The 22,593-nt window shown below is 36.6% G+C and carries 19 protein-coding genes, 1 tRNA gene and 1 other annotated feature; of the genes, 9 read left to right on the top strand and 11 right to left on the bottom strand.

The genetic code is table 11. The features are described from left to right. Window positions 1-103 precede the first annotated feature (103 nt). From BR73_RS0117815 to BR73_RS0117805, 3 genes are all read right to left on the bottom strand, one after another. A complete protein-coding gene (locus BR73_RS0117815; protein ID WP_033166646.1) occupies window positions 104-1,540 on the bottom strand; it encodes a PLP-dependent aminotransferase family protein in 1,437 nt (478 codons plus the stop codon). 99 nt (window positions 1,541-1,639) lie between these two features. After that, entirely contained in the window at window positions 1,640-2,029 is a 390-nt protein-coding gene (locus tag BR73_RS0117810; protein ID WP_033166645.1) for a MerR family transcriptional regulator, read from the bottom strand. Between the two features lie 268 nt (window positions 2,030-2,297). Continuing rightward, window positions 2,298-3,671, bottom strand: coding sequence for a transposase (locus BR73_RS0117805; protein ID WP_033165108.1), 1,374 nt, complete (start codon window positions 3,669-3,671; stop codon window positions 2,298-2,300). Between the two features lie 172 nt (window positions 3,672-3,843). On the opposite strand from BR73_RS0117805, the gene BR73_RS0117800 reads away from it, so the two are divergent. Next, window positions 3,844-4,980, top strand: coding sequence for an aldo/keto reductase (locus tag BR73_RS0117800; RefSeq protein WP_033166644.1), 1,137 nt, complete (start codon window positions 3,844-3,846; stop codon window positions 4,978-4,980). A 234-nt stretch (window positions 4,981-5,214) separates the two neighbouring features. Then, on the top strand, window positions 5,215-6,231 hold the full coding sequence (locus BR73_RS0117795; RefSeq protein WP_033167584.1) for an SDR family oxidoreductase: 1,017 nt from the start codon (window positions 5,215-5,217) through the stop codon (window positions 6,229-6,231). A gap of 321 nt (window positions 6,232-6,552) precedes the next feature. On the opposite strand, the gene BR73_RS0117790 is transcribed toward BR73_RS0117795, so the two are convergent. Further along, complete coding sequence (locus tag BR73_RS0117790) at window positions 6,553-7,569, bottom strand: IS3 family transposase (protein ID WP_033166643.1); 1,017 nt, start codon at window positions 7,567-7,569, stop codon at window positions 6,553-6,555. Between the two features lie 11 nt (window positions 7,570-7,580). Then, entirely contained in the window at window positions 7,581-7,997 is a 417-nt protein-coding gene (locus BR73_RS0117785; RefSeq protein WP_033164931.1) for an HTH domain-containing protein, read from the bottom strand. Between the two features lie 280 nt (window positions 7,998-8,277). Between BR73_RS0117785 and BR73_RS0117780 the strand changes: the two genes are divergently transcribed. Further along, a complete protein-coding gene (locus BR73_RS0117780) occupies window positions 8,278-9,207 on the top strand; it encodes a hypothetical protein (protein WP_033166642.1) in 930 nt (309 codons plus the stop codon). A gap of 94 nt (window positions 9,208-9,301) precedes the next feature. After that, window positions 9,302-10,468, top strand: a complete 1,167-nt coding sequence (locus BR73_RS0117775) for a glycoside hydrolase family 88 protein (RefSeq protein ID WP_033166641.1) — start codon at window positions 9,302-9,304, stop codon at window positions 10,466-10,468. Between the two features lie 275 nt (window positions 10,469-10,743). Here the strand turns inward: BR73_RS0117775 and BR73_RS0117770 are convergent, their stop codons facing one another. Together BR73_RS0117770 and dpsA are read right to left on the bottom strand one after the other, a co-directional pair. Further along, complete coding sequence (locus BR73_RS0117770; protein ID WP_033166640.1) at window positions 10,744-11,331, bottom strand: dipicolinate synthase subunit B; 588 nt, start codon at window positions 11,329-11,331, stop codon at window positions 10,744-10,746. A gap of 35 nt (window positions 11,332-11,366) precedes the next feature. Next, window positions 11,367-12,254 (bottom strand): dipicolinate synthase subunit DpsA, encoded by an 888-nt coding sequence (gene dpsA, locus BR73_RS0117765; protein ID WP_051685288.1) that lies wholly within the window; start codon window positions 12,252-12,254, stop codon window positions 11,367-11,369. A 244-nt stretch (window positions 12,255-12,498) separates the two neighbouring features. After that, window positions 12,499-12,737, top strand: a binding site (T-box leader). Window positions 12,738-13,044: 307 nt separating this feature from the next. On the opposite strand from dpsA, the gene BR73_RS0117760 reads away from it, so the two are divergent. Beyond that, window positions 13,045-15,045 carry a class I tRNA ligase family protein gene (locus tag BR73_RS0117760; RefSeq protein WP_033166639.1) on the top strand — a complete coding sequence of 667 codons (2,001 nt, stop codon included), beginning with the start codon at window positions 13,045-13,047 and terminating at the stop codon, window positions 15,043-15,045. Between the two features lie 122 nt (window positions 15,046-15,167). On the opposite strand, the gene BR73_RS0117755 is transcribed toward BR73_RS0117760, so the two are convergent. From BR73_RS0117755 to BR73_RS0117745, 3 genes are all read right to left on the bottom strand, one after another. Next, a complete protein-coding gene (locus BR73_RS0117755) occupies window positions 15,168-15,425 on the bottom strand; it encodes a hypothetical protein (protein ID WP_033166638.1) in 258 nt (85 codons plus the stop codon). Window positions 15,426-15,510: 85 nt separating this feature from the next. Next, complete coding sequence (locus BR73_RS0117750) at window positions 15,511-15,933, bottom strand: DUF4362 domain-containing protein (protein ID WP_033166637.1); 423 nt, start codon at window positions 15,931-15,933, stop codon at window positions 15,511-15,513. Window positions 15,934-17,213: 1,280 nt separating this feature from the next. After that, a complete protein-coding gene (locus tag BR73_RS0117745) occupies window positions 17,214-17,930 on the bottom strand; it encodes an MBL fold metallo-hydrolase (RefSeq protein ID WP_033166636.1) in 717 nt (238 codons plus the stop codon). Window positions 17,931-18,337: 407 nt separating this feature from the next. Here BR73_RS0117745 and BR73_RS0117740 point away from each other — a divergent pair. The 3 genes from BR73_RS0117740 (at window position 18,338) to BR73_RS0117730 (ending at window position 19,483) form a co-directional block, all read left to right on the top strand. After that, window positions 18,338-18,410, top strand: a tRNA-Ala gene (locus tag BR73_RS0117740). Window positions 18,411-18,711: 301 nt separating this feature from the next. Beyond that, entirely contained in the window at window positions 18,712-18,954 is a 243-nt protein-coding gene (locus BR73_RS0117735; protein ID WP_033166635.1) for a hypothetical protein, read from the top strand. A 136-nt stretch (window positions 18,955-19,090) separates the two neighbouring features. After that, window positions 19,091-19,483: a hypothetical protein gene (locus BR73_RS0117730; protein ID WP_033166634.1), complete on the top strand. Its 393-nt coding sequence runs from the start codon at window positions 19,091-19,093 to the stop codon at window positions 19,481-19,483. Between the two features lie 55 nt (window positions 19,484-19,538). Here the strand turns inward: BR73_RS0117730 and BR73_RS0117725 are convergent, their stop codons facing one another. Beyond that, on the bottom strand, window positions 19,539-20,180 hold the full coding sequence (locus tag BR73_RS0117725) for a peroxiredoxin (RefSeq protein WP_051685287.1): 642 nt from the start codon (window positions 20,178-20,180) through the stop codon (window positions 19,539-19,541). 217 nt (window positions 20,181-20,397) lie between these two features. On the opposite strand from BR73_RS0117725, the gene BR73_RS0117720 reads away from it, so the two are divergent. After that, entirely contained in the window at window positions 20,398-21,687 is a 1,290-nt protein-coding gene (locus BR73_RS0117720; RefSeq protein ID WP_033166632.1) for a LysM peptidoglycan-binding domain-containing protein, read from the top strand. The last annotated feature ends 906 nt before the right edge of the window (window positions 21,688-22,593 follow it).

Raw genomic sequence — 22,593 nt, 5'->3', positions numbered from 1 at the left:
CACCAAATTTCCCAGGCTTTATATTTAGAAAAGGCAGATTAAGATAGCTATAGTATGGTAACTTTGTCTATTCAAAGAGGTGAGAGGAGCATTCGGATACGCTTTAAGTAAGCAAAGAATCTTTTAATGCTTCATATAAAGCCTTGGTTCCTTCAAGGATATCTTTCTCTGCCAAATTGGCGTAACCTAAGAGAATACCCGGGATAGAATTCTTACCTGGATAAATGTAATGAACATCCAAACCGTATAACTTGATACTTTTTGATGCTGCAAGACTTATAAGTTCCTGTTCTGTCAGATTGGTCTTAAAATAAACCACCAGATGAAGTCCGGCATGTTCACCTTCAATGACAATGGAATCGCGAAAGATTTTTAATGCTTGCAGCAGCAGGTCATGTTTACTCTTATAGAGGGTCCTGATCTTATTCAGGTGGCGCTCAAAATAACCATCTGCTATAAAATGAGTTATGATATATTGATCTACACGGGAAACCGTTGAAGAAAATACTTTTAGATGGTTCTTATATAACTGGAGGAGCTGTTCCGGAAGTACCATATAGCCTACACGGATTGCAGGAGCAATAGCCCTTGAAAAGGTTCCGAGATAAATCACTTTCTCCAAGGAATCCATTCCTTTTAATGCAGGAATAGGTTTTCCTTTATAACGAAATTCACTGTCATGGTCATCCTCAATAATATAGCGCTCCTGTTTAGCAGCAGCCCAGGAAAGCAATTCCTGGCGTCGTTTTACAGGCATGACTACACCCAAAGGATACTGATGGGAGGGTGTAACATATACTACGTTGGCAGAAGCTTTTTGAAGCTTTTCTACCTGTATACCGTTCTGATCCAGTTCAATAGGAACTACAGGGTATTGCATATCTGTAAATATTTCATAAGCTCGTTTGTAGGTTGGATTTTCCATTGCAATAGCAGCAGAGTTATACCCTTCCTCTTTATCCCTGTATAACCAATAGAAAAGGCGGCAAAGAAGAAGGAGGAGATAATCTGTACCCGCACCTACAATAATCTGCTCAGGTGTGCAGACAACGCCTCTGGAGCTATACAAATATCCTGCTATGGAGGCTCTTAAGGTCTCATCACCCTGACTGTCCCCTAAGAGAAAAAGCTCGTTATTATATTCATTCATACAATCTCTGGAAAGTTTACGCCAGATATTATAGGGGAAACTTTTAATATCAATGGCAAAAGGAGAGAAATTATACTGATAGGTTTCCTTTACCTTTGGTTTAATATTTTGTACAGAAACAGGAGCAGTCTGAATAGATGCCAGGGAAGAGATTGCTGCAACATAAAACCCGCTTTTGGGGACCGCTTCTATATAACCTTCTGAAACTAGCTGAGAATACGCCATATCTACTGTATTGCGGCTGATATTAAGATGAGAGGCCAGATTTCTGGCAGAAGGAAGCTTATCATGTTCCTTTAATCTTCTGTCCTTGATTTCATTTTTCAGGTAAGAATAAATCTGTTCATACATAGGAACCTGGGCTTCCGTATCCAGCGGTATTGAAAACATGGGAAAATCTCCTTAAAATATGTAATATAGCTTTAATATAGCCTGCAAAAATCTTAATTATACCCTTTTTCCAGTATTTCGTAGCAATGCATGGGGTGCTTATACCGCATTCTGTTTATCTCCGTCTATATGAAATATTCCTATCTCTTTGTAATGGTCAATCTTGTAGTTCACTGTTTCCAGACTGTTTTGCAGTTCCTTCATCTGCTCCAGGATATGTTGTTTATGCAGAAGCAGAATATCCTTACGCGGCTCAACGGTTTCTTCGCCTTTCAGACATAGATTCATGAATTCTTTTATTTTTTCTATTGACATTCCCGAGTTCTTGAGACAACAGATTAAACCAATCCAGGAAATATCATCTTCAGAAAACTTGCGGATACCGGTGGGGGTTCGCTTCACCAAGGGAAGAAGCCCTTCTTTATCATAATATCTCAGAGTATATATGGATAGCCCGGTTCTGGCTGAAACTTGTTTGATTGTATACATAACGGATTCCTCCCGTAATTTAATAATCTGACTTAACCTTATCACAATCAAAATATACTGTCAACTATACTGGAGTGAATGCAAATGCCTCTATTGCCCGGACGAAGGGTTGGACACAAAAATCGCAGGTATAATAAAAACCATTGACCTAGAGTAGGCTCTATAGGATATACTAATTATATAACTCAAACTTCGCACATGGATTTTAGCTATGCACCTTGAAAATTCAATACCTGGCAGTAATTAAGTTGTCAATGTTCAGCTCGTTTTACGCTGCTAGTAAGCGTTCCTTTAGTACCGATGGAATCGCACTCATGAATGCATCCGTGAGTTCACAGATTTTTTCGTCTGATAGCTCACAATCATTTACAAGCAGTGCTCTGAACATTTGAAGCATCACTTGAAAGGCCTGAATCCATGTGATATCAGACAATTCGTCAGAAAAGTATAAGAATAACTCACCTAGAGAACGTTCATCCTTTGTTTCCCGATTCTCAACGGATAACATCATATATCTGGTGAAAACAACCGCTACATGGGCAGTCATTGCGTCATAAGAAAGTGAATGACATTCTTTGCTGAGTCTAAGATAACTTTTACAAATTTTAAAGAATACTTCGATATCCCATCGTTTTCCGTAAATGCGGATGATTTCATCCTCATCAATCGTTATGTCGGTGGAGATTATGCAGAGATATTCCTTACGATTGTTTTTATTCCGGACATAAATCACTTTAGCAGGTACGGTTTCTCCGTCTTTGATAACATCTACCATAACAGACAATAGGAATCGCGATTTACCACGACGCTTCTTATTCTGATTATAGATTTTCGGCAAGGATATATCTGTACCATTATAGCGGAAGAACATTTTTGGTGTCCTCTTAACCATAGCCACAACATCATAACCGATTTCCTTCACGGCATGTATTGTGCTAGGGGATGTAAACCAACTATCAAACAGGACATATTTTGCTGGAATGGATGCTATTTTGGCAGATTCCAACAGCTTCAACATGGCTTTCGTACCCTTGGTCATAGAAAGTTTACGACGTTTATATCCCGCTGTTCTTTTATCCAGTATTGCTGCTTCATTGATACGTTTTTTCTGTTTCTCGGAAGTCAGAAGAATGCTGTTAATTGGCAGAAATGTGCTTCCATCTGACCACCCGAGTGTCAGCATACGAAATCCGTAACGGTACGCATGTTTCGCATGGTCATATACTTTAGCAAGAAGTTCTACCTTCTTTGAACGGCTTCGCTCAAACATCGAGTCATCAATAATCAGGACATTTACCCTGTTCTCATCATTCAGAGGAAGAATGGCATCCCTGATGATTCTGGAACAAAGCACCGATGTGAAGCGAATCCAGTTGATATGAATCATCTTCATAAAACGATAGACAGTATCCTTGGCAAAGGTCGGAGTATTTCGTCCTGTCAACATGTTCATATACATGCTTCTATTTGAAAAAATCAAAAGAAATAGATACTGATAAATCTCGGTTACAGGAAATCCTTTCGTTTTATATGCGTTAGCAGCCTTGAGAGCCGATGAAAGATGAAATCTTGTAAAAAACTTTCTGATTGATGCAGAAATCTGGTTATCATTCTGGTTGTTTTGTGTTATACTTTTTGTCATAGCATGAACCTCCGATTGTTTGATTTTGTGTGGTAACTTAATTATAACAAAACCAGCGGTTTCATGCTATTTTTATGCCAGTTATTATTGAATTTTCAAGGTGCATAGGCACTTATTCAAGTGCGAAGTTTGAGTTATATAATAATAAAATTTATTCTTAAGGGGGTTCACAATGAATTACAGAAAGTTTGGAAACACAGGCGAAATGATTTCTGCTTTGGGGTTTGGATGTATGAGGCTGCCCGAATACGAAAAAGATGAAAAATGGTATATTGATGAAGACAAAGCTATACCGATGCTCCATAAGGCATATGAAAACGGGGTGAATTATTTTGATACAGCTCCGTATTACTGCCATCATAACAGTGAAATAACAGTCGGAAAGGCATTAAAGCCAATCAGGGAAAAGGTTATAATATCAACGAAGATGCCTGCTGATACCTGTAAAGAAACTGCTGATTACAGAAAGCGGTTGGAACAGAGTCTTCGTAAGCTGGACACGGATTATATTGATTTCTATCACTTTTGGGGATTAAGCAGAGAGGAATATGACAATGTCGTATTGAGATTAAATTTACTAGAGGAAGCAAAGCGTGCGAAAGAGGAAGGCTTGATTAAACATATATCCTTTAGTTTCCATGATAAACCGGAGCAAATCAAATATATTATCGATACAGCAGAAGAAAGAGGTGTTCCGATGGAGACCATGCTGGTTCAGTATAATCTTTTGGACAGAAGCAATGAAGAAATGATTCAGTATGCTGCTTCAAAAGGCTTAGGTGTTGTGGCAATGGGTCCTGTGGGAGGCGGAAGATTGGCTGCTCCAACAGATTTATATACGAAACTGACAGGTAAACCCTCCATTTCCACCTATGAACTTGCATTTAAATTTGTCCTTGGCAATCCTTATTTAAGCTGTGCCTTATCAGGTATGGGAACCATGGATATGGTGGAAAAGAACCTGGTTATCGGAAGCAGCAAGGAAAGTCTGACAGAAGATGAATGGGCTAAACTTGGAGAATCCGTTGAGAATCTGAAGAAATTCAGTGAGCTTTATTGCACCGGATGTGCCTACTGCCAGCCATGTCCTGCAGGTATTGATATACCGAAGATATTTAATTATTATACATATCATAATGTTTATGGATTAACGGAATATGCAAGGAACGAAATGGCAAACTATATAAAGAAAGACGGTAAAACCATAAGCAATTGCAAGGACTGCGGACTGTGTGAAAATAAATGTCCCCAGAGCTTAAAAATCAGAGATGAACTTAGAAGGGTAGAAGGAATTCTCTCAGGGGTTTGATAAGTCATCACAGATCTTGACAATATGCTAGCAGATAGAATTATGAAAGCTTACTAAGCTTGCTAAGTTTAAAAACTATGCTTAGCAGGTGTCCCGGAATTGTTTGAGCATTTAGCATAGAGAGTGAAAGAAAATCTGATATGGAAAGGCTGCCACGCAAAGATTCTTTCACTCTATATTATTAGTGGCAGTATCGCAGGCAGATCAGGTCTTGCGATAGGTAATGGTGTAGCTATGAAGATTCTTTTTATTGGTGGAACAGGAATTATCAGTACTGCGATTTCTAAAGCATTAGTTAAGGAAGGTCATGAATTATATCTGATAAACAGAGGAAATAAAAATGCAGAGTTGGAAGGACAGGCAAAGGTATTAATTGCTGATATAAATGAGGAAGATAAGGTTGCTGACTTAATAAAGGAGCATAACTTTGATGTAGTGGCAGATTTTATTGCTTTTGTACCTGCACAGCTTGAGAGAGATTACAGATTGTTTAAAGGAAAGACAAAGCAGTTTATATTTATCAGCTCAGCATCTGCCTATCAAAAGCCCCTCTCTGACTACCGGATTAACGAAGGGACACCCTTGTCAAATCCTTACTGGGAATATTCCAGAAACAAGATTGCCTGTGAAGATTATCTGATGAAATTATATCGCGAAGAAGGTTTCCCTGTAACGATTATCAGACCAAGCCATACCTATGACGAGAGAAGTGTACCCCTTGGAGTTCATGGGGTCAAGGGCAGTTATCAGGTTATTAAGCGAATGCTTGATGGGAAGAAGGTCATCATACATGGAGATGGTACTTCATTATGGACCATGACCCATAACAGTGATTTTGCCAAAGGTTTTGTTGGCTTATTGGGAAATATACACGCTATTGGTGAGGCTGTGCAGATAACCTCAGACGAATCACTTACCTGGAACCAGATTTATAAGGCTATAGCAGATGCACTGGGGGTGGAATTAAAAGCCTGCTATGTATCCTCAGAGTTCCTGGATGCAGCCAGTACAGAGGATTTTAGAGGGTCTCTAACAGGGGATAAAGCTAATACGGTTGTATTTGACAATACAAAGATCAAACGCCTGGTCCCTGGGTTTACTTGTACCAAGAGATTTGATCAGGGTGTAAAAGAGGTAATAGATCATGTTCTAAGTCACCCGGAATGCCAGAATGAAGATACTGAATTCGATGTGTGGTGTGATAAAGTAATCGCAGCATTGGAAAATGCAGTAAAGGAAATAAAAAAATAATTTAAAGATAAAATCCTACCTAAGCTAAGCAGATTAATATTAAATCTATAAAAAAATTTATAGATGGAAGGTTTTTAAAGAATTTATACAGAATAATTTATACGAAGAGAAGTTATACAAAAAGAATATACAAAAAGAAGTTATACAAAAAGAAGTTATATAAAATGAACTGTACCCCTTGTCAAGGACATTTAAAAAAAGAAAGGCACCTAATTTTTGGACACTTTCACTTAACTAGTACCTTGATTTTATACACTGTATTGTGGGGAGTATCCACAGTTTTAGATACAGCCCCTATGATGCCATGGTATTCTATGAAATTTATTGGTTTTTAGTATCTTTTAGTTCTGCTTTGACTCCAAGTTCCTCCGGTTTCTTAGCTATAGACGGCAAGGCAGGCACGTTTAAAACATCCAATGGATATTCGCCAGTGGTAACAAATTTGTAAAACTCATTCGGTGCAAGCTTTGCAAGATTCCATTGATAGCGCCGATTGTTGTAAAAATCCATGTAGTTATCAATGATGACTTGGACTTCGGCAAACTCGGTGCATCCAATAAGTTTTGCTTTGATGTGATCCTTCATATGTCCGAAGAAGCTTTCCTGTGGGGCATTATCCCAACAGTTGCCGCGACGTGACATTGATTGCCGAAGCTTTTTGTCATAAAGGATATTTATAAAACTGTGGCTAGTGTAGTGACAACCTTGATCACTGTGGACAATGGTTTCTGCATGTAGTGAAATTCCATGATCATCAACCAGTTTGTTAATTGTTTCAACTACGAAATCCACTTCCAGAGAGTCACTCAGCACATAGGAAAGTATCTGCTTGGTGAAAGCATCCAGGATAGTAGATAGATAAGCAAAGGTTCTGTTATAGGGGAGATAGGTTATATCAGTTAACAAAACCATTCTTTGACCATAACATTCGAACTCACGCTGAAGAAGGTTATCTGCGACAGAGCTGGTTTTTAGAGCCTTCGCCATTCTTTTATAAGGATTAGGGCCACGGTAAGGACAGGAGAGATGAAATTTATCCATCAACCTTCGAATCTTTTTAAGATTCATGATTACCGGCGGATCCATATGTATTAATGCCATATAGATGCCTCTGGCTCCTTTGGTATAGCCATGCATCTTGTAGGCAAGCAGGATCAGATCGAAATCTTCGTGATCCTTTTGTTCCTGAAGTTCACGAGTGGGAGCTGCTTTTACCCAGGCATAAAAACCACTCCGCGACACATTTGCTATGGAGCAAAGCTCCTTAACAGAAAGAGAATTATTGCTTAGCTGCATCGTACTGTAGATGATTTCGAAAACACAGGAAGAATCGTTCATAAGCCAAGCACCTACTTCTTTGTAGTTCTGATTGAGGAAATTTTTTTTAAAAACTCAACTTCCTGTTTCAGATAATCAACTTCATGCCTGAGCTGCATTAATTCATCTTTTTCAGATGTGGGTTTATCCGATGTCGATGTATTTGATTTTATCAATCTGTGAGAAGCGTAACCTTGGTGAAACCCACCGTGCTTTTTGTATTGTTCCTGAATGCGGTTAGCAATGCCCCCTATCCGGTTGCCAAGGAGTTCAGGATCATAACCATGATCTATTAGAATCTGCCTCGGAAATTCTCCTGCTTGGTATTCAGCGTGGAAGATTTCTTTAAACTTTTTGGTAAAGGATAATCGAGTCCTAGTAACGCTGTGAGTATATGGATTCTGACGTAGTAGCTGCATTTGCTCATCGGTAAACTGCTTTCTGCTCATGATATTCCTCCTGATCTGAATTAAGAATACCATGAACAAAAGGATGTGTCCAAGAAAAAGGAAACAATAAATGCACAGTGTCCATAATTAAGGATATATTTAGTAAGGATGTCTGAAAGACAGGTCTTCACTAAATAAAGTGTCCACGGTTATGGGTACATTATAAAAAGAATATATATAAAAAGAATATATACAAAAGAATATATACAAAAGAATATATACAAAAGAAATCCATACAGAAAGAAATTTATGCAGAAAGAAAGAGGCAGAAGTAAGAAATATGGAATTTATTAATGGTATAACCTTTGGATCCTTTGCATTAAAGGGAAGTTTTGAAAAAGCAGCAGCTAAGGAAAGCTTAGCAAAAATGAAAGAAAGGACAGGTGCAGATTTTGTAATCTTTGTACCCGCCGGTATGCAGGAAAAGGCTTACTCAGAAGAGATAGATTATACTTCTCATCATACTCTTTCCGGTGAAGAAGTAAAAGAAATGATCTATTATGCGAAAGACTTAGGACTTCGTGTTGCTTTGAAACCTACTGTTAACTGCCTGGATGGAACCTGGAGAGCTCATATTAACTTTTTTGATAATGAGGTGCACTGCGAACCTAAGTGGAGCAATTGGTTTAAGTCCTATACGGATTTCCAGCTGCATTTTGCACGTATTGCACAGGAAACCGGTTGTGAAATGTTTATTGCAGGCTGTGAGATGGTTATGTCCCAGAGAAGGGAAGCAGAATGGCGTAAACTAATCGGGGATATCAAAGAAGTATATCATGGCCTGGTATCATATAATACCGATAAATACCAGGAGGAACATGTAAGCTGGTGGGACTGTGTTGATATCATATCCTCCAGCGGATATTATCCCAAAGGACACTGGGAGCAGGAACTTGACCGTATTGAAAAAGTTGTAAAGAAGTTCGGTAAGCCCTTTTTCTTTGCAGAAGCTGGCTGTATGTCTACCTCAGGTTCAATGAATGTTCCAAATGACTGGAATGTAAAAGGAGAAGTTAATTTACAAGAGCAGGCAGATTGGTATCAGGAGATGTTTGAGACTGCCTCCAAAAGAGACTGGGTATCCGGTTTCGGTTTATGGGACTGGGCATGGCGGCAGTATCATGTTGAGGATGCAGATAAAGATGGCGGTTATGATATCTATGGTAAACCTGCTGAAAAGGTAGTGAAGGATTTTTATACCAGAAAGTAAATTGGTTAAATAGAAAATTATTAATAGGAAAGAGGGCATCTGCTATTGTTTCAGAACAGTTAATGGCTGGGACAAGGGATAGAGGATTAACAAAATGAATTTGTTTGAGGAGAAAGTATCAATTAGTGAAAATGAAGTTGACCAGGCAATAGCTTTTTGTATTGCTCAAGATAAAAAAATACTCCCGGATTTTACACATAAATTTAAAAAAGCATACAGTGTAGATAATTTCTATGAAGGTACAGAGAACAGAGATTGGACAACAGGTTTTTGGACAGGAGAACTATGGCTGGATTATGAGAATTCCAGGGATGAGGTGTTTAAAAAAGCTGCAAATATACAGATAGATTCATTTCTAAACCGTATTCAGCAACTGGAGGATGTGGACCATCATGACATGGGCTTTCTGTTTTCACCTTCCTGTGTTGCCGGTTATAAGTTAACCGGCAATGAAACCGGTAAGAAAGCAGCCTTGCTGGCAGCAGATCACTTAATCAGCCGCTACCATCCCATTGGTGAATATATTCAGGCCTGGGGAAGTATGGATAGTCCGGATAACTGCCGTTTAATCATAGATTGCTTGTTGAACCTGCCGCTGCTTTACTGGGCAAGTGAGATAACCGGCGACGGAAAATACAAGGAAATAGCAGAAAAACATATCCATACAGCTTTAAAGAATGTAATCAGGGAAGATTATTCTACCTGGCATACCTTTTATTTTGACTTGAATACCGGAGAACCTTCTCATGGTGCCACCTGTCAGGGATACCGGGATGGATCAGCTTGGGCAAGGGGACAAGCCTGGGGGATTTATGGAATTGCCCTTAGCTATGGTTATACCAGGAAGACAGAATATATTGACCTGTTCCGGAAGGTAACAGACTTTTTCTTAAAAGCTCTGCCGGAGGATATGGTGCCTTACTGGGATCTTGAGTTCAAAGAAGGTACAGAGCAGCCCAGAGATTCTTCTTCAGCGTCAATAGCAGCCTGTGGTATGCTGGAAATGGCTAAGTTTTTAGAGGAAGAGGAAAAGACTTATTATAACGGATTGGCTGGAAAAATTATTAAATCTCTTTATGATAATTACGCTGTGAAAGATCATGAAACCTCTAATGGTCTGGTACTTCACAGCACCTACTCTAACCGCTCACCATATAACACCTGTAATCATTATGGTGTAGACGAGTGTAATACCTGGGGAGATTATTTTTATCTGGAAGCGCTGACCAGGTTGAAAAAGGACTGGAAATTATATTGGTAGTCTGAAATATGTTGACAAATATTAAAAGATTGAAAATTTAATTGATGGAAATTAAAGTGATAAATAATTTAGTTTAGAATTTAAAGAATTGAAGATAAGAAAAAAAATTAGCAAAACGTATGAGTCGAGAAAAAGAAATGAAATGAAATGCAAATAGATATAGAAAAATATACAGAAATTAAAAATTAGAACTATAGAAAGAAGCTGCAGGTTCCTGCTTAGATTAAAAGGAACAAGGGCAGCTTCTTTCATTAAGTTACCGATAGATTTTCATACTAGAACGGGCTGATCACAACAGGCTGCAGCTGTTTACCTTCCAGTGCGCTTTCAATGGTGAGGGTAAGCAGATGAGTATGTGCTATCATGGATTTTGGTTTACCGTCTGGACTGTCCTGGCCGAAGGGCACGAAGTAGATGTTTTTCTGATTCAGAAGGTTGCCGATATTTTGCAGATTATTGCCAAGAGCATCATTGGTAGCAATAGAGATAACAAGTGGTTTATTATTACGAATATGAGCTTTTGCAGCCATGAGAACAGGTGTATCGGTAATACCGTTCGCCATTTTAGCCAGAGTATTTCCGGTACAGGGGATAACAGCCATAATATCGAACATATCTTTAGGTCCGATTGGTTCTGCATCTTCTATGGTTGTTATAGGAGTATGACCTGTAAGGTCCACAAGTCTTTTATAGAAATCCTCAGCCTTTCCAAAACGTGAGTCTATTTTCTGAGAGTTAAAGGAAAGAATGGGATATACATTTGCATCTTCTCTTAAAAGTTTCTCGATTTCTTCAAAGGTTTTATCAAAGGTACAAAAAGAACCGGTTAATGCAATACCGATATTTTTATTATGCAAAGACATATAAATACCTCACTTTCGGAAACAAAAGCTGCGGGTTACAATTGAACGAGCTTAAGTTCATCTAAATCACTTAATAAATATTGGGTTAAATAAGCCGCACTGGCTTTGGGAGCATATTTACCCGGCAATCCAAGAGACAATCTTGCATTGCGGGTTAGTTCTTTAGCGGCAGCAAAATCAACACCACCCGGTGCTGAAGCTATATCAATTATTACGACCTCATTTTTGGTTAGTTCCAGCAACTCTCTGTCAAGTACCATTGCAGGAATGGTATTAAAGATATAATCATATTGGGATATATTATCAGAAATTTCAGAAAGTGCTATTGCGCCAAAGGAAGAGGTCTTAGCCTGAGAAAGTGCAAGAGGGGATCTGGCTGCTATATCAATGTGTTCACATAGACCCTTTAATTTTTCACCAAGAGTTTTTGCGCATCTGCCATATCCTAGAATTAAGCAGTTGCTGCCATGAAGGTTTCCGCCGCTGTGAATGATTGCTTCTGCTATTGTACCTTCTGCAGTTGCAATGGTATTAAACAGTGTTACTTCTTCTTCCTCCATAAAATCATTGTAATAAATCTGGTTAATCTCACAAAATTCCTTAATAGTGTCTGTAAAACAACCACCATAGAGTTTATGGTCTTTTTTTAAGTGACTGCACAGAATTTCAGGGGTTAAATCCGGTTTGGAATCCAAGGATAAAATTTGGATACCATTTTTGGTAAAGGGAATGGGTGTAAGGATAACTTTACTGGAATCTATTGCTTGGGCTAAAGATTTCGCATGTTCTATGCCAGCCTTAATGCTAAGGTTTTCCAAGCCATATAAGAGCACGGAAAAACCTCTGGATACCAAATCCTCAGCCATAAAAACCTGCCTTAAATCCCCGCCGATAACGGCAAAATCGTAAGTCATAGGATTCATAAAGAGCCTCCCCAGGGAAGTAATAATGTTTTAGATGTTTCAATATATGGTATTTTCGGAAAAAAGTTCGTTTATCTGGGGAAGGTCTTTCGGTCAAATTGGAGGATAAATCGACATAAGAATAAGATAAAAAAGAAGAAAGAAACGAATTATAAGTTCGAGTATGAAAGACAGAATTAAGAGAATAAAAGATAGAATTAGACCTTGACAATAACAATTATTATGCATATACTAAACTTAAATTGAAAAGGCTATGAAGAGGGAAGTACTTTTTTGAAAGCTTACAGAGAGCTCCAGCTGGTGGGAAGGAGCAGTGGTAGAAAGACGAAACAAGCCTCGGAGCTGCATACGGATCGACTCTAATCTGTCGTGATGCTATGACGTGGGTTCACGTTACAGAACCGGAGTATGTTTGTACTTAAGGAGGTTAATATGGCGACATATTAGCAAAATAGGGTGGTACCGCGATAATTCGCCCCTGTAATAATTGCAGGAGGTGTTTTTTTATACTCTTTTTTAAGCTGTAGGATAGATAAATAAATATAAAACCCATTATAAACGGAGATTTTAGGATTATTGGATATTTTATTAGATTAGATGATTAATTCATTATTATTATTATTATTATTTATGAAAGGACGCTTCGATAATACTAAAAAAGTATTTAGCGGATTAACCTTTTTAAGCGAATAAAGTTTTTTCTTATCCAGTTATTAAAAGATATATTTATACATCTTAAACTTGGACAGAAAACAATTTAACAAAAATCAAGGTTAATAAGGTATAGTTGATGAAAAATTATGAAACCAGACCCGAGTTCCCTAAACGGGCAGTAATAACGGCAGGAATGCCATATGGAAATAAAGAGCTGCATTTCGGACATATAGGTGGTGTGTTTGTTCATGCAGATACGTTTGCCAGATTTTTAAGAGACAGGATCGGTGCGGAAAATGTTATATTTGTATCTGGTACAGACTGTTATGGTTCGCCCATCCTGGAAAGCTTCCGAAAACTAAAAGAAGAAAAAGGAGAAGCTTACAAGGAGACCATTGAAGACTATGTCAGAAAGAATCATAATCACCAGAAAGAAACCTTGAATGCATATGAAATCAGCTTAAACTTATATGCCGCATCCAGTCTTGACCGAGCCGGAGAGGTCCACAAAAAGGTATCAGAAGAAATATTTGAAACTCTGTATAAGAATGGTTATCTGGAAAAGCTGGCAACTCCTCAGTTTTTTGATCCTGATTTTGGTGTATTCCTAAACGGAAGACAGGTTGTGGGGAATTGTCCCATTGAAGGGTGCGCTTCTGAAAAAGCTTATGCGGATGAATGCTCTTTAGGACATCAGTATATGCCGAGTGAATTAATTAATCCAAGAAGTACTTTGTCAGGGAAAACTCCTGAGGTAAAAGAAGTAGGTAACTGGTACTTTAAGCTGGATGAATGCACTGAGTGGTTAACCGAATATGTAGCAAAAGAAAGAAAAGGGAATACCAGAAAATATATCTTAAAAACCATTGAAGAGTTCTTAAAGCCCCCTTGTATCTATGTGAAAAAAAGTGAGTTTGAGAGAACAGAAAACTCAGAAGAAGAATTAAACATATTGCTGCCTTCTCATGAATTATCGAAAGAAGATAATAAAGCTTCAGTAACGTATATATTTAAAGATTTGCAGGACAGAGATAAAGCAAGAGAAGTATTGAATACGAAAGGAATTCGCTTTCGAACCGGTAAGACTTTAGTGCCCTTTCGTCTATCCGGAAACATCAGCTGGGGTGTTCCGGTACCGGATAAAGAAGATATGCAGGGGCTGACTTTCTGGGTATGGCCGGAATCTCTTTGGGCACCAATTTCTTTTACCAGAACCTATCTGGAACAGATGGGGAAGGAACAGGAGGAATGGAGAAACTGGTGGGAAAGTAAAGATGCAGCAGTATATCAATTTATAGGTGAAGATAATATTTATTTTTATGGAAATGCTGAAATGGCCTTGTTTTCTGCTTTAAAGTCTACTTATGGAGAGAAAGCGGACATTGATCAATTTGTTCCACCTCATTTGATTGCCAACAGGCATATTTTATTCATGGATAAGAAGGCAGGAAGCAGTAGTGAGATTAAACCTCCAATGGCTAGAGAACTGCTGGATTTCTATACTCCTGAACAGTTAAGAATTCATTTCTTAAGCCTCGGTTTGGCCTCTAAGAGCGTAAGCTTTAAACCTCAGGTGTATCTCCCTGAAAATGAGAGAGAAGGTGTGGACCCGGTACTAAAGGAAGGAAATCTGCTTACCAATGTATTTAACAGGCTGGTACGTTCCTGCTTCTACACAGCCCAGAAATATTATGATTCAAAAATACCGGAGATTGCAATCAGCGAAGAGGTGCTAAAGGAATCAAAAGAAGCTGTTTTAACCTATGAGCGGCATATGTATAATCATGAATTTCACAGTCTTACTTATGTTTTGGACTCTTATATACGATTCATGAATAAATACTGGGTTAATAATATGAGAACAGCAGAAACGACGGATAATGATACACTACGAAAACAGGTATTGGCAGATTCACTATACGGCGTACGTATTGGTGTACTGCTGCTGCACCCCATTGCTCCCACAGGCTGTGAGAGGATCCGTGAATATCTGTCAGTAGATGAGAAGCTGTGGAATTGGGAATATGCATTTTCTGTTTTAAGTGATTTGGTAGCAGATAAGGCTAATCACAAGTTGAAATTCTTAGAACCTAGAGAGGATTTCTTTGAAAAACATGAGAAACAGTTAGAGGCTTAAATTATTAAATGAAAGGACTGCAGAGGATGTAAATTGGCGAATGAGTAATAATTGGTCCCCTCTTGACAGGGGATACATCAATTATACATCTGGCAGTCCTTTATTAGGCTTCATTTAACTTTTTAAGGAATTGATGTTATATTTGTGATGCTGGCATCACCCTGAATAGGCTTATAAATTTCAACCAGAGCAAAATAAGGTGTGCCATTCCCGCTTTTTGGTTCTGCGATAGTAAGGAAACGGTAGTTGGTGCCGTTAACTATCTGAGTAGCAACTGCTACGGGAATATAAAAGTAATCTTCCTCCTCATCCATGGTACGATAGAAGATATAAGACTCGTAAGGACTAATGTAAGCCTGATAATTCCAGCCTCCGGGCATTATAATTACCTCAAATGTTTTACTATAATATATGCAGTAGGAAATGGAATGACTAAGTTATGTATTGTACAGATAGTGATTTGGGTTATACGGACCAGTCATAGAAATCAATATTATGCCAATAAACAGGATATTCATTACCGTCATAGGTGAGGAGATGATAATCAATTATCATATCTTTTCTGTCGTTACGCTTACTCTCTTTAATGCTATGGCCAAAGTAAGTTCTAGGACCTGTAAAACGGCTGTCCAGGGTATATATGAACATATTGCCGTCATATTCAAGGATACTTTTGTTTGATAACTCAGGTAAATCAAAGCTATAGATAATTATTCTGATTTTGTCAGGGATACCATTGGAAGCATTGTCAATAAAAAGAAAGAAGCGTTCCATATTGTAGGGAAGAACGATACTTAAAACAACATCATTATTTTGTATGGCAGTTTCTATTGGGTATACCCTGGGTAATGAAATAATTTCTTCCTTGTGCCTGGTATGATAATCCATAAGGTACCTTGCGTGCTTTTTTACATTCTATGGCCTGGGACAAGATAATATGTGACTTTCCTTCAGGGGTATTAAATTGATTATAGAGGTTTCCGATTTTAAAAGATATAATATCAAATGAACATCGCTGGGATTCCCTGTCTGGCGAAATATTTTATGCGATATTAATAATTCTTATAATAATAATCAAAAAAATACCCCCGGGGGGATGATCCGGGGGTATTTCAATCCGATTTGCTATTACTTCTTTTACTCTAGACAATTGCATTATATTACATGTTGGGATAAATTGAAACAGTATTTTTGTCCTAGTGTTAATACCTCTTTACCATTGCTGATTTTTCTGTTATTCTTAATTGTTCTAATATATATTTAACACAACGCCTTGGTTTTTTGTGGGTTAGATAAAAGTACAGAGCTATTAAATACTGGTGAAGTTCGTTTTAAGAATACATTAGAGAAATATTAATAAAATGATTGATAGAATTGCTATCCTGACGGATAAAGTTTAATGAATACATTAGAGAAATCATAAGATACAGAAAGTATTGAGATGGGGCTAATTTATAAGTCTGTAATTAGTTAATGTTTTATTATGAATAAGATGAAAAGAAATAAGTCCCAATTTTGTTATAATAGTATTAATTAAAACTATTAGTGTATTAAAATGGAAACTATAACCAATGTAAAATAAGCTGTTAAATGTTAAAATTAGATTTGCATTGTAGGAGATGCATATAAATACTATACCTGTAAGGAGATTTACACGGGTTTAGTAAAGCTTCAATAACCCGGGGGTAATACCTCCGGGTTATCTTAATGTAGAATTCATGTTGTAATTTTAGAGTAGTTTTTAACTAAAAAAATAAAGGATTAACATTTTTTAAAGTTGATAGTTAAGTAATTATAGAAAAGTGATTAATAAAACATAAATACTATAAATATTTTGTGGGCAGGAGTACACACAGGAAACATATATAAAGGATATAATGAAAAGCCCGAAGGAATAGCCCCTCGGGCATATATAGTTTAGTTTGTATCGTTAGTATAAAAACTCAAAGCTGTATCTTCAAGATATACAGAGGGAGCTTTAAGCCGTACAGCTATCGTACAGAAGTCAGAAGCAGTATCGGTATAATAAACCATTCCGTATTTTCCCTTAGTAATCATTCCGGGTAGCCTATTGTATGACAAATCGGTAGTTGCAAGTGTATAGGAAGGATTTACAGCTGTTATAAATGATGGCTTCTGGTAATCTGGGATGCCATGATGGGGAGCTTTTAAGATACTGCATTCTCATAAGTTAATTTAAAGGTCAGAGAATCATTGTTAAAATTTGCAGGGACATCAGCAGGATCCATCCCCGGAACTATATAGGAATCCCACTTATTTAACCAAGTTACAGTAGTATTGCCATCTAATGTAAAGTTGGCGATTGGGTTTGTTCTGGTAGGGAATATCCATAATCCATCCCCGGAACCAAACAATTCGTTTGCCTTTGTTGCAACAGCTACCGTATCGTAATTCGATAAGTTGAATTCTTCAGAACTACGATTTAAATATCTTAAAATTCCATTGATAAACATAACATAATTCGTGCGCCGCTGTGGTGTCAATGTATTTAGTTGAGCAGAAGTGTACTTCCTACCATATATGTGATCAATTGTACCATTATGGTTTTTGATATAATCAATTACATTTAAAAAAGAACCGACATGGTCAACATCATAATGAGTAATGACTAAAGCCTTTAGATTGGTTACACTGCGTGATGATAGCATGTTAATTATTTTTGTGCTATCGGTTGAGAGGCCAGTATCAACAAGCATGAACTTGCCATTCTTACTAATTAAAAATGAGTCAGCTTCACCAATCCGTGCAGCGTCAACATATAGCGTAGTTGCTACAGTTATTGGAAGACTGGCAGATACTGTGATTGGCGCAACTAATAAAGAAGTCATGATAAATAAGCAGAGAAATTTTTGAATTTTTTTCATATGTACCACCTTTCCTTTAAAAAAGTTGACATAATTGACTGTTGATTACATATTAAATATCTCTATCCGGATCGATCTTTAACATATTACATATTTTAACATTAACTATAGTGGTAGTAAATAGAGATTTGTGCCTAATTCTGTAAAATAAATAAAGGTTCTTATCCTATTTAGCGTTTAACCAGTTAATTTATCATAATAAATGTTCCGGTTGTATCAGATTCTTATATTTCATTTCATACAATAGTTATCTTAATTTGAAATATTACTACAAAGGCTTCAGTCAGAGATGAATGCTGACCAATAAATTCCTAAAAGTCAAATCTAAGCAGATTTAATATTGAACTTATGCGTTATAAAAAATAGCTTGAAAATTGTGTTAATTTATGATATATTAATATTTGTTCGGGGCATTAGCGCAGTTGGGAGCGCACCACACTGGCAGTGTGGGGGTCAGGGGTTCAAGTCCCCTATGCTCCATCTTTAAAGAGTCAGTAATATTAAGGGTTATAGAGTTTGAAGTTATGAAAAAGCACTCAGGAATGGGTGCTTTTTTGTTTCGTATTATTACAAAATAGTCTACTGCTTATAAAACCTTTACAACTAATATGAATTAACCCTTTCTATAAAATTATATATAAATTTATATTTCCAAGTACAAATTCGAAGTTAGTGAAAAGCAGAAATGAAATACAATATATAAGCTTAATATTTTGACAATAAAATTCTTTAGTATATAATGGAATATAATAAAGTTAAATTTTTCTTAGGAGGACAAAGAATGAAAAAATTTATTTTAGGAGCCTTGATGTTTTCCTGGGGAATGGTAGGGGTAATAACCCTTACAATCATTATAGCTCTAAATCCATGGAATTATAATGGAATAGATGGAATAAAGGGGGCATTGCTTGGTATGGGTGTAAGTGTACCTTATATTATCTTCTGGATGTTAACCTTAGCAGGTATTTTTCTTTGTGTTACTGATATTTATCTTGATAATAAAAAACATAATTCTGGAATGTAATAAAAATATACTCGGGTAAAATTATATAATTAACATGGCTAATATATATTTCTTTAGTTGTCGGACATATAAAATGGTTATGAAAATATTAACCGAAAACACTATCAATTATTAAAGTAACGAAGGGATAAATATAATGAAGAAAAAAATATTTTACACAATATTTGGTTCCGCGATTCTTTTAATAATTATATTCGCAAATAAACCAAAGGTTATTAATGCATCAGACATAGTTACTATGGCACAAAGCAATTACTCATCGATAAAATTCAATGATAAAATAATTATCGCTGATGGGAATCAACAATATCTAATTGATGACTTCATACCGAAATTATCAAGATATACTCTTGAACCTTATAACGGTAATATAGATACTAATTATTCATATAGGACAGAAGTTAACGATAAGAAAGGAAATCAAATTATTATTTTAGATAATAAGTATATGATCGTAAATGATAATATATATGAAATAACAAATGGTGACATAGATTTTGACAAACTATTTTCATTTTATTTAGATTAGCAAACAAAGTAAAACAGCTGCCAACTATTATAAGCGTTGGCAGCTGTTTTGAGTTTTACTGGTTTAATTCTTTATAGCACCAAAACCAATCAAGGCAATTCAAGTCTGATTTTTGGGGATCATTTATACGTTCCACTAATTCATCATAGCTGCGAGGAGCTGGAACCATAACAGGTTTATCAGGCTGCCAGTTAGCAGGGGTTACCACCTTACAGCTGTCTGTTGTTTGCAGTGCAGTGAGGAGTCTTAATATTTCATATATATTTCGCCCATTTGTCAGAGGATATATGAGAATAGCACGAATAGTCTGATCGGGGTCAATAAAGTAAACATTCCGGACAGTTTCCTGTTTGCTGGCATCTGGTGCAATCATTCCATAGAGGGCTGCCACCTCAGCCATTCGGTCTGCTATAATTGGAAAAGGAATCTGAGTACCTGTTAATAAATAAATCTGATTAACCCAAGCCAGGTGAGAAGAGTTACTGTCAATACTTAAACCGATAAGTCTGGTATTCAACTCTTCAAATTGGTTATTCATTTGAGCGAAAGCTAAAAATTCAGTCGTACATACAGGTGTAAAGTCACCGGGATGGGAGAAAAGTATAACCCAATGGCCGGTGTAATCAGAGAGCTTCAATGTTCCATGTGTTGTTGCAGCAGTGAAATCGGGAGCTTTCATGCCTATGCTAATATTCATAATCTACCTGAACCATTAATTTCCTTGGTTTATTATATGCTAAATCAATGAAATATTAACACGATTCTTTCATGAAGATGTTATCTGCCTTATCCGAACGTGCTTGTTTTAAGTGTATTTTATATCATGTATTGTAAAAGTTGGGGGCCTAGTTAAAATATATAAATATTTATCATATTTAGTCATATACTGATAAAAAGTGGTTCGGGATTAACCTATGGATATATATGTTGTTCAAGAAGGAGACAGTATCTGGTCAATAGCTGAGAAATACGGTGTTTTACCAGAAAGATTGATATTGGATAATGGTTTGGTATACCCGTATAGTCTGATTATAGGACAGTCTATTGTGATAGCTTATGCAAAGCAGGTGCATATTGTTCAAGAGGGAGAGAATCTGCAAAGTATTGCCGATCTTTATAATGTGACAGTGTTGCAACTATATAAAAATAACCCTTATCTATCCGACAGGGATTATCTTTATGTTGGCGAAACTTTAATAATTTCCTATAATACAACCGGTAGTATAACAACAAATGGTTTTGGTTATGCATATATCAGGAAAGAAATCTTGATAAAAATCTTACCTAACTTAACTTATTTATCAATATTTAATTATACAACCATTGATCAGGGGAATATTATTACTTATGAAGATGATTCTGAAGTAATTCAAACAACCAAAGAGTATGGTGTTATTCCCCTGCTGATGCTTGCAACGCTAACCAGGCAAGGTGAGCCTGATATTGAAGCCGCCTACGAAGTGTTGTTAAATGAGGAATATCAAAAGAGCAATATAGAGCAATTCTTAAGTATTGTTAAAAGTAAAGGTTATGGCGGTGTAAATATTGTATTTAATAACCTGAATGTAAGTAATCAATCGTTGTATACTAACTTTATACGTAGAATATATGAACGCTTACAACAAGAGAACTTAATTTTTTTTATTACAATAAATCATGAGAGCAAGGATATAGATGGCAGCTTAATTGAGGAAGGAATTGATTATTCCCAATTCAGTGATTATGTGGATGCTATATTGTTTTTAAAATTCGTTTGGGGTACCAATAACAATCCCCCGGGTCCAGTCAGTAATATAAATAATATAAAGGCTATGACAGAATATATATTAACTAAGGTTCCCCGTGAAAAAGTAATTTTAGGAATCCCTATAATTGGATATGACTGGCAGCTCCCGTATATACCGGATAGATCTAGTGCCAGCTCACTTACAATAAATTCTGTTATGGCATTAGCTTATGATGTGGAGGCAGTAATTCTTTTTGATGAAGCGTCCCAAACTCCGTATTTTTATTATGAACAATATAATATCTCCATTCCGGCAAGGCATATAGTATGGTTTGTTGATGCAAGGAGTATTGCCGGGTTAAACAACATTATAAAAGAAAATTCAATTGCAGGAAGCGGAATATGGAACATAATGATTTACCATCCTCAGTTGTGGACTATTATCAATTCTCAGTTTGATATTGTAAAACGGACGTAAAAGTAAAAATCTTGATTGAGCTTAGCATGGAGGTGAATTTTATGATTATTACATTCAAAAAATATTATCAGTTACGGGGTTGGAATATTGTTTTTAAAAAAGATATGTAAATTATAGTTATCAGGATTTTCTATTTAGATACAATGATTATTTATGTTTTTATCAATTGATAATGGGGTTATTGTGGTGAGAGTACTATGATGATTGTCTGTTGCAAAATGAATGCAAAGCAGTAAGAAGCCTCTTGGCTTTCCTGTAATGCACTTTCTGAAAGATAGGTAAATGATTTTATGGCTAAAAGCGAATAAATTTTGTTCAATTATAGCAAACAAAGTCATTAATGTGTCTTTCAGCCGGTGTGTGGAGGAAAGCCAAGAGGTTTTTTGTCGCAACATTGTTTAAAATGCAACAGCCCCTTGGTTTATTATCGATTCAAAAAGCTTAGTTAATTGGAAGTTGAATATTGGTATATAATGAATTACAATTGCAGATATATACACTGAACGCAACTTAAGTGAATATCAGATCATCACAATCTGTCCATTAGTTATTTTCGGGGTCATATTTTTTGCTGTTAATTTTTTGTATCAACTAAGATATTTGGGATAGTTTACTCACTGCAGATAGTAAATCTATCAAGTGCAATTAATATTTTTTATGTGGCATATATTCTTCACAGAATGCCAGTGGATACTCTTATAAGAGACAGCGGTACATTAATGACAGTCTATCAAAAAGGAAGAATTGAATGATTACCTTTAACACTTCAGTGCCTTGCAAAGCGATATATTAAGAAAGTGTATAGACCCCAAAGTCTTCATTACCCCAAATGGCATGTTCGGAAAGCTGGATAACCATCGTCTTTAGAAAGAATGCCTGGACATCTATACTTATGATTCCTACCCG

The sequence above is a fragment of the Clostridium sp. KNHs205 genome (genome assembly GCF_000702945.1).
Taxonomy (GTDB): domain Bacteria; phylum Bacillota; class Clostridia; order Lachnospirales; family Lachnospiraceae; genus Anaerocolumna.
Note: the sequence above shows the minus strand (reverse complement) of the source record. Positions and strands in the feature narration are given on the sequence as shown.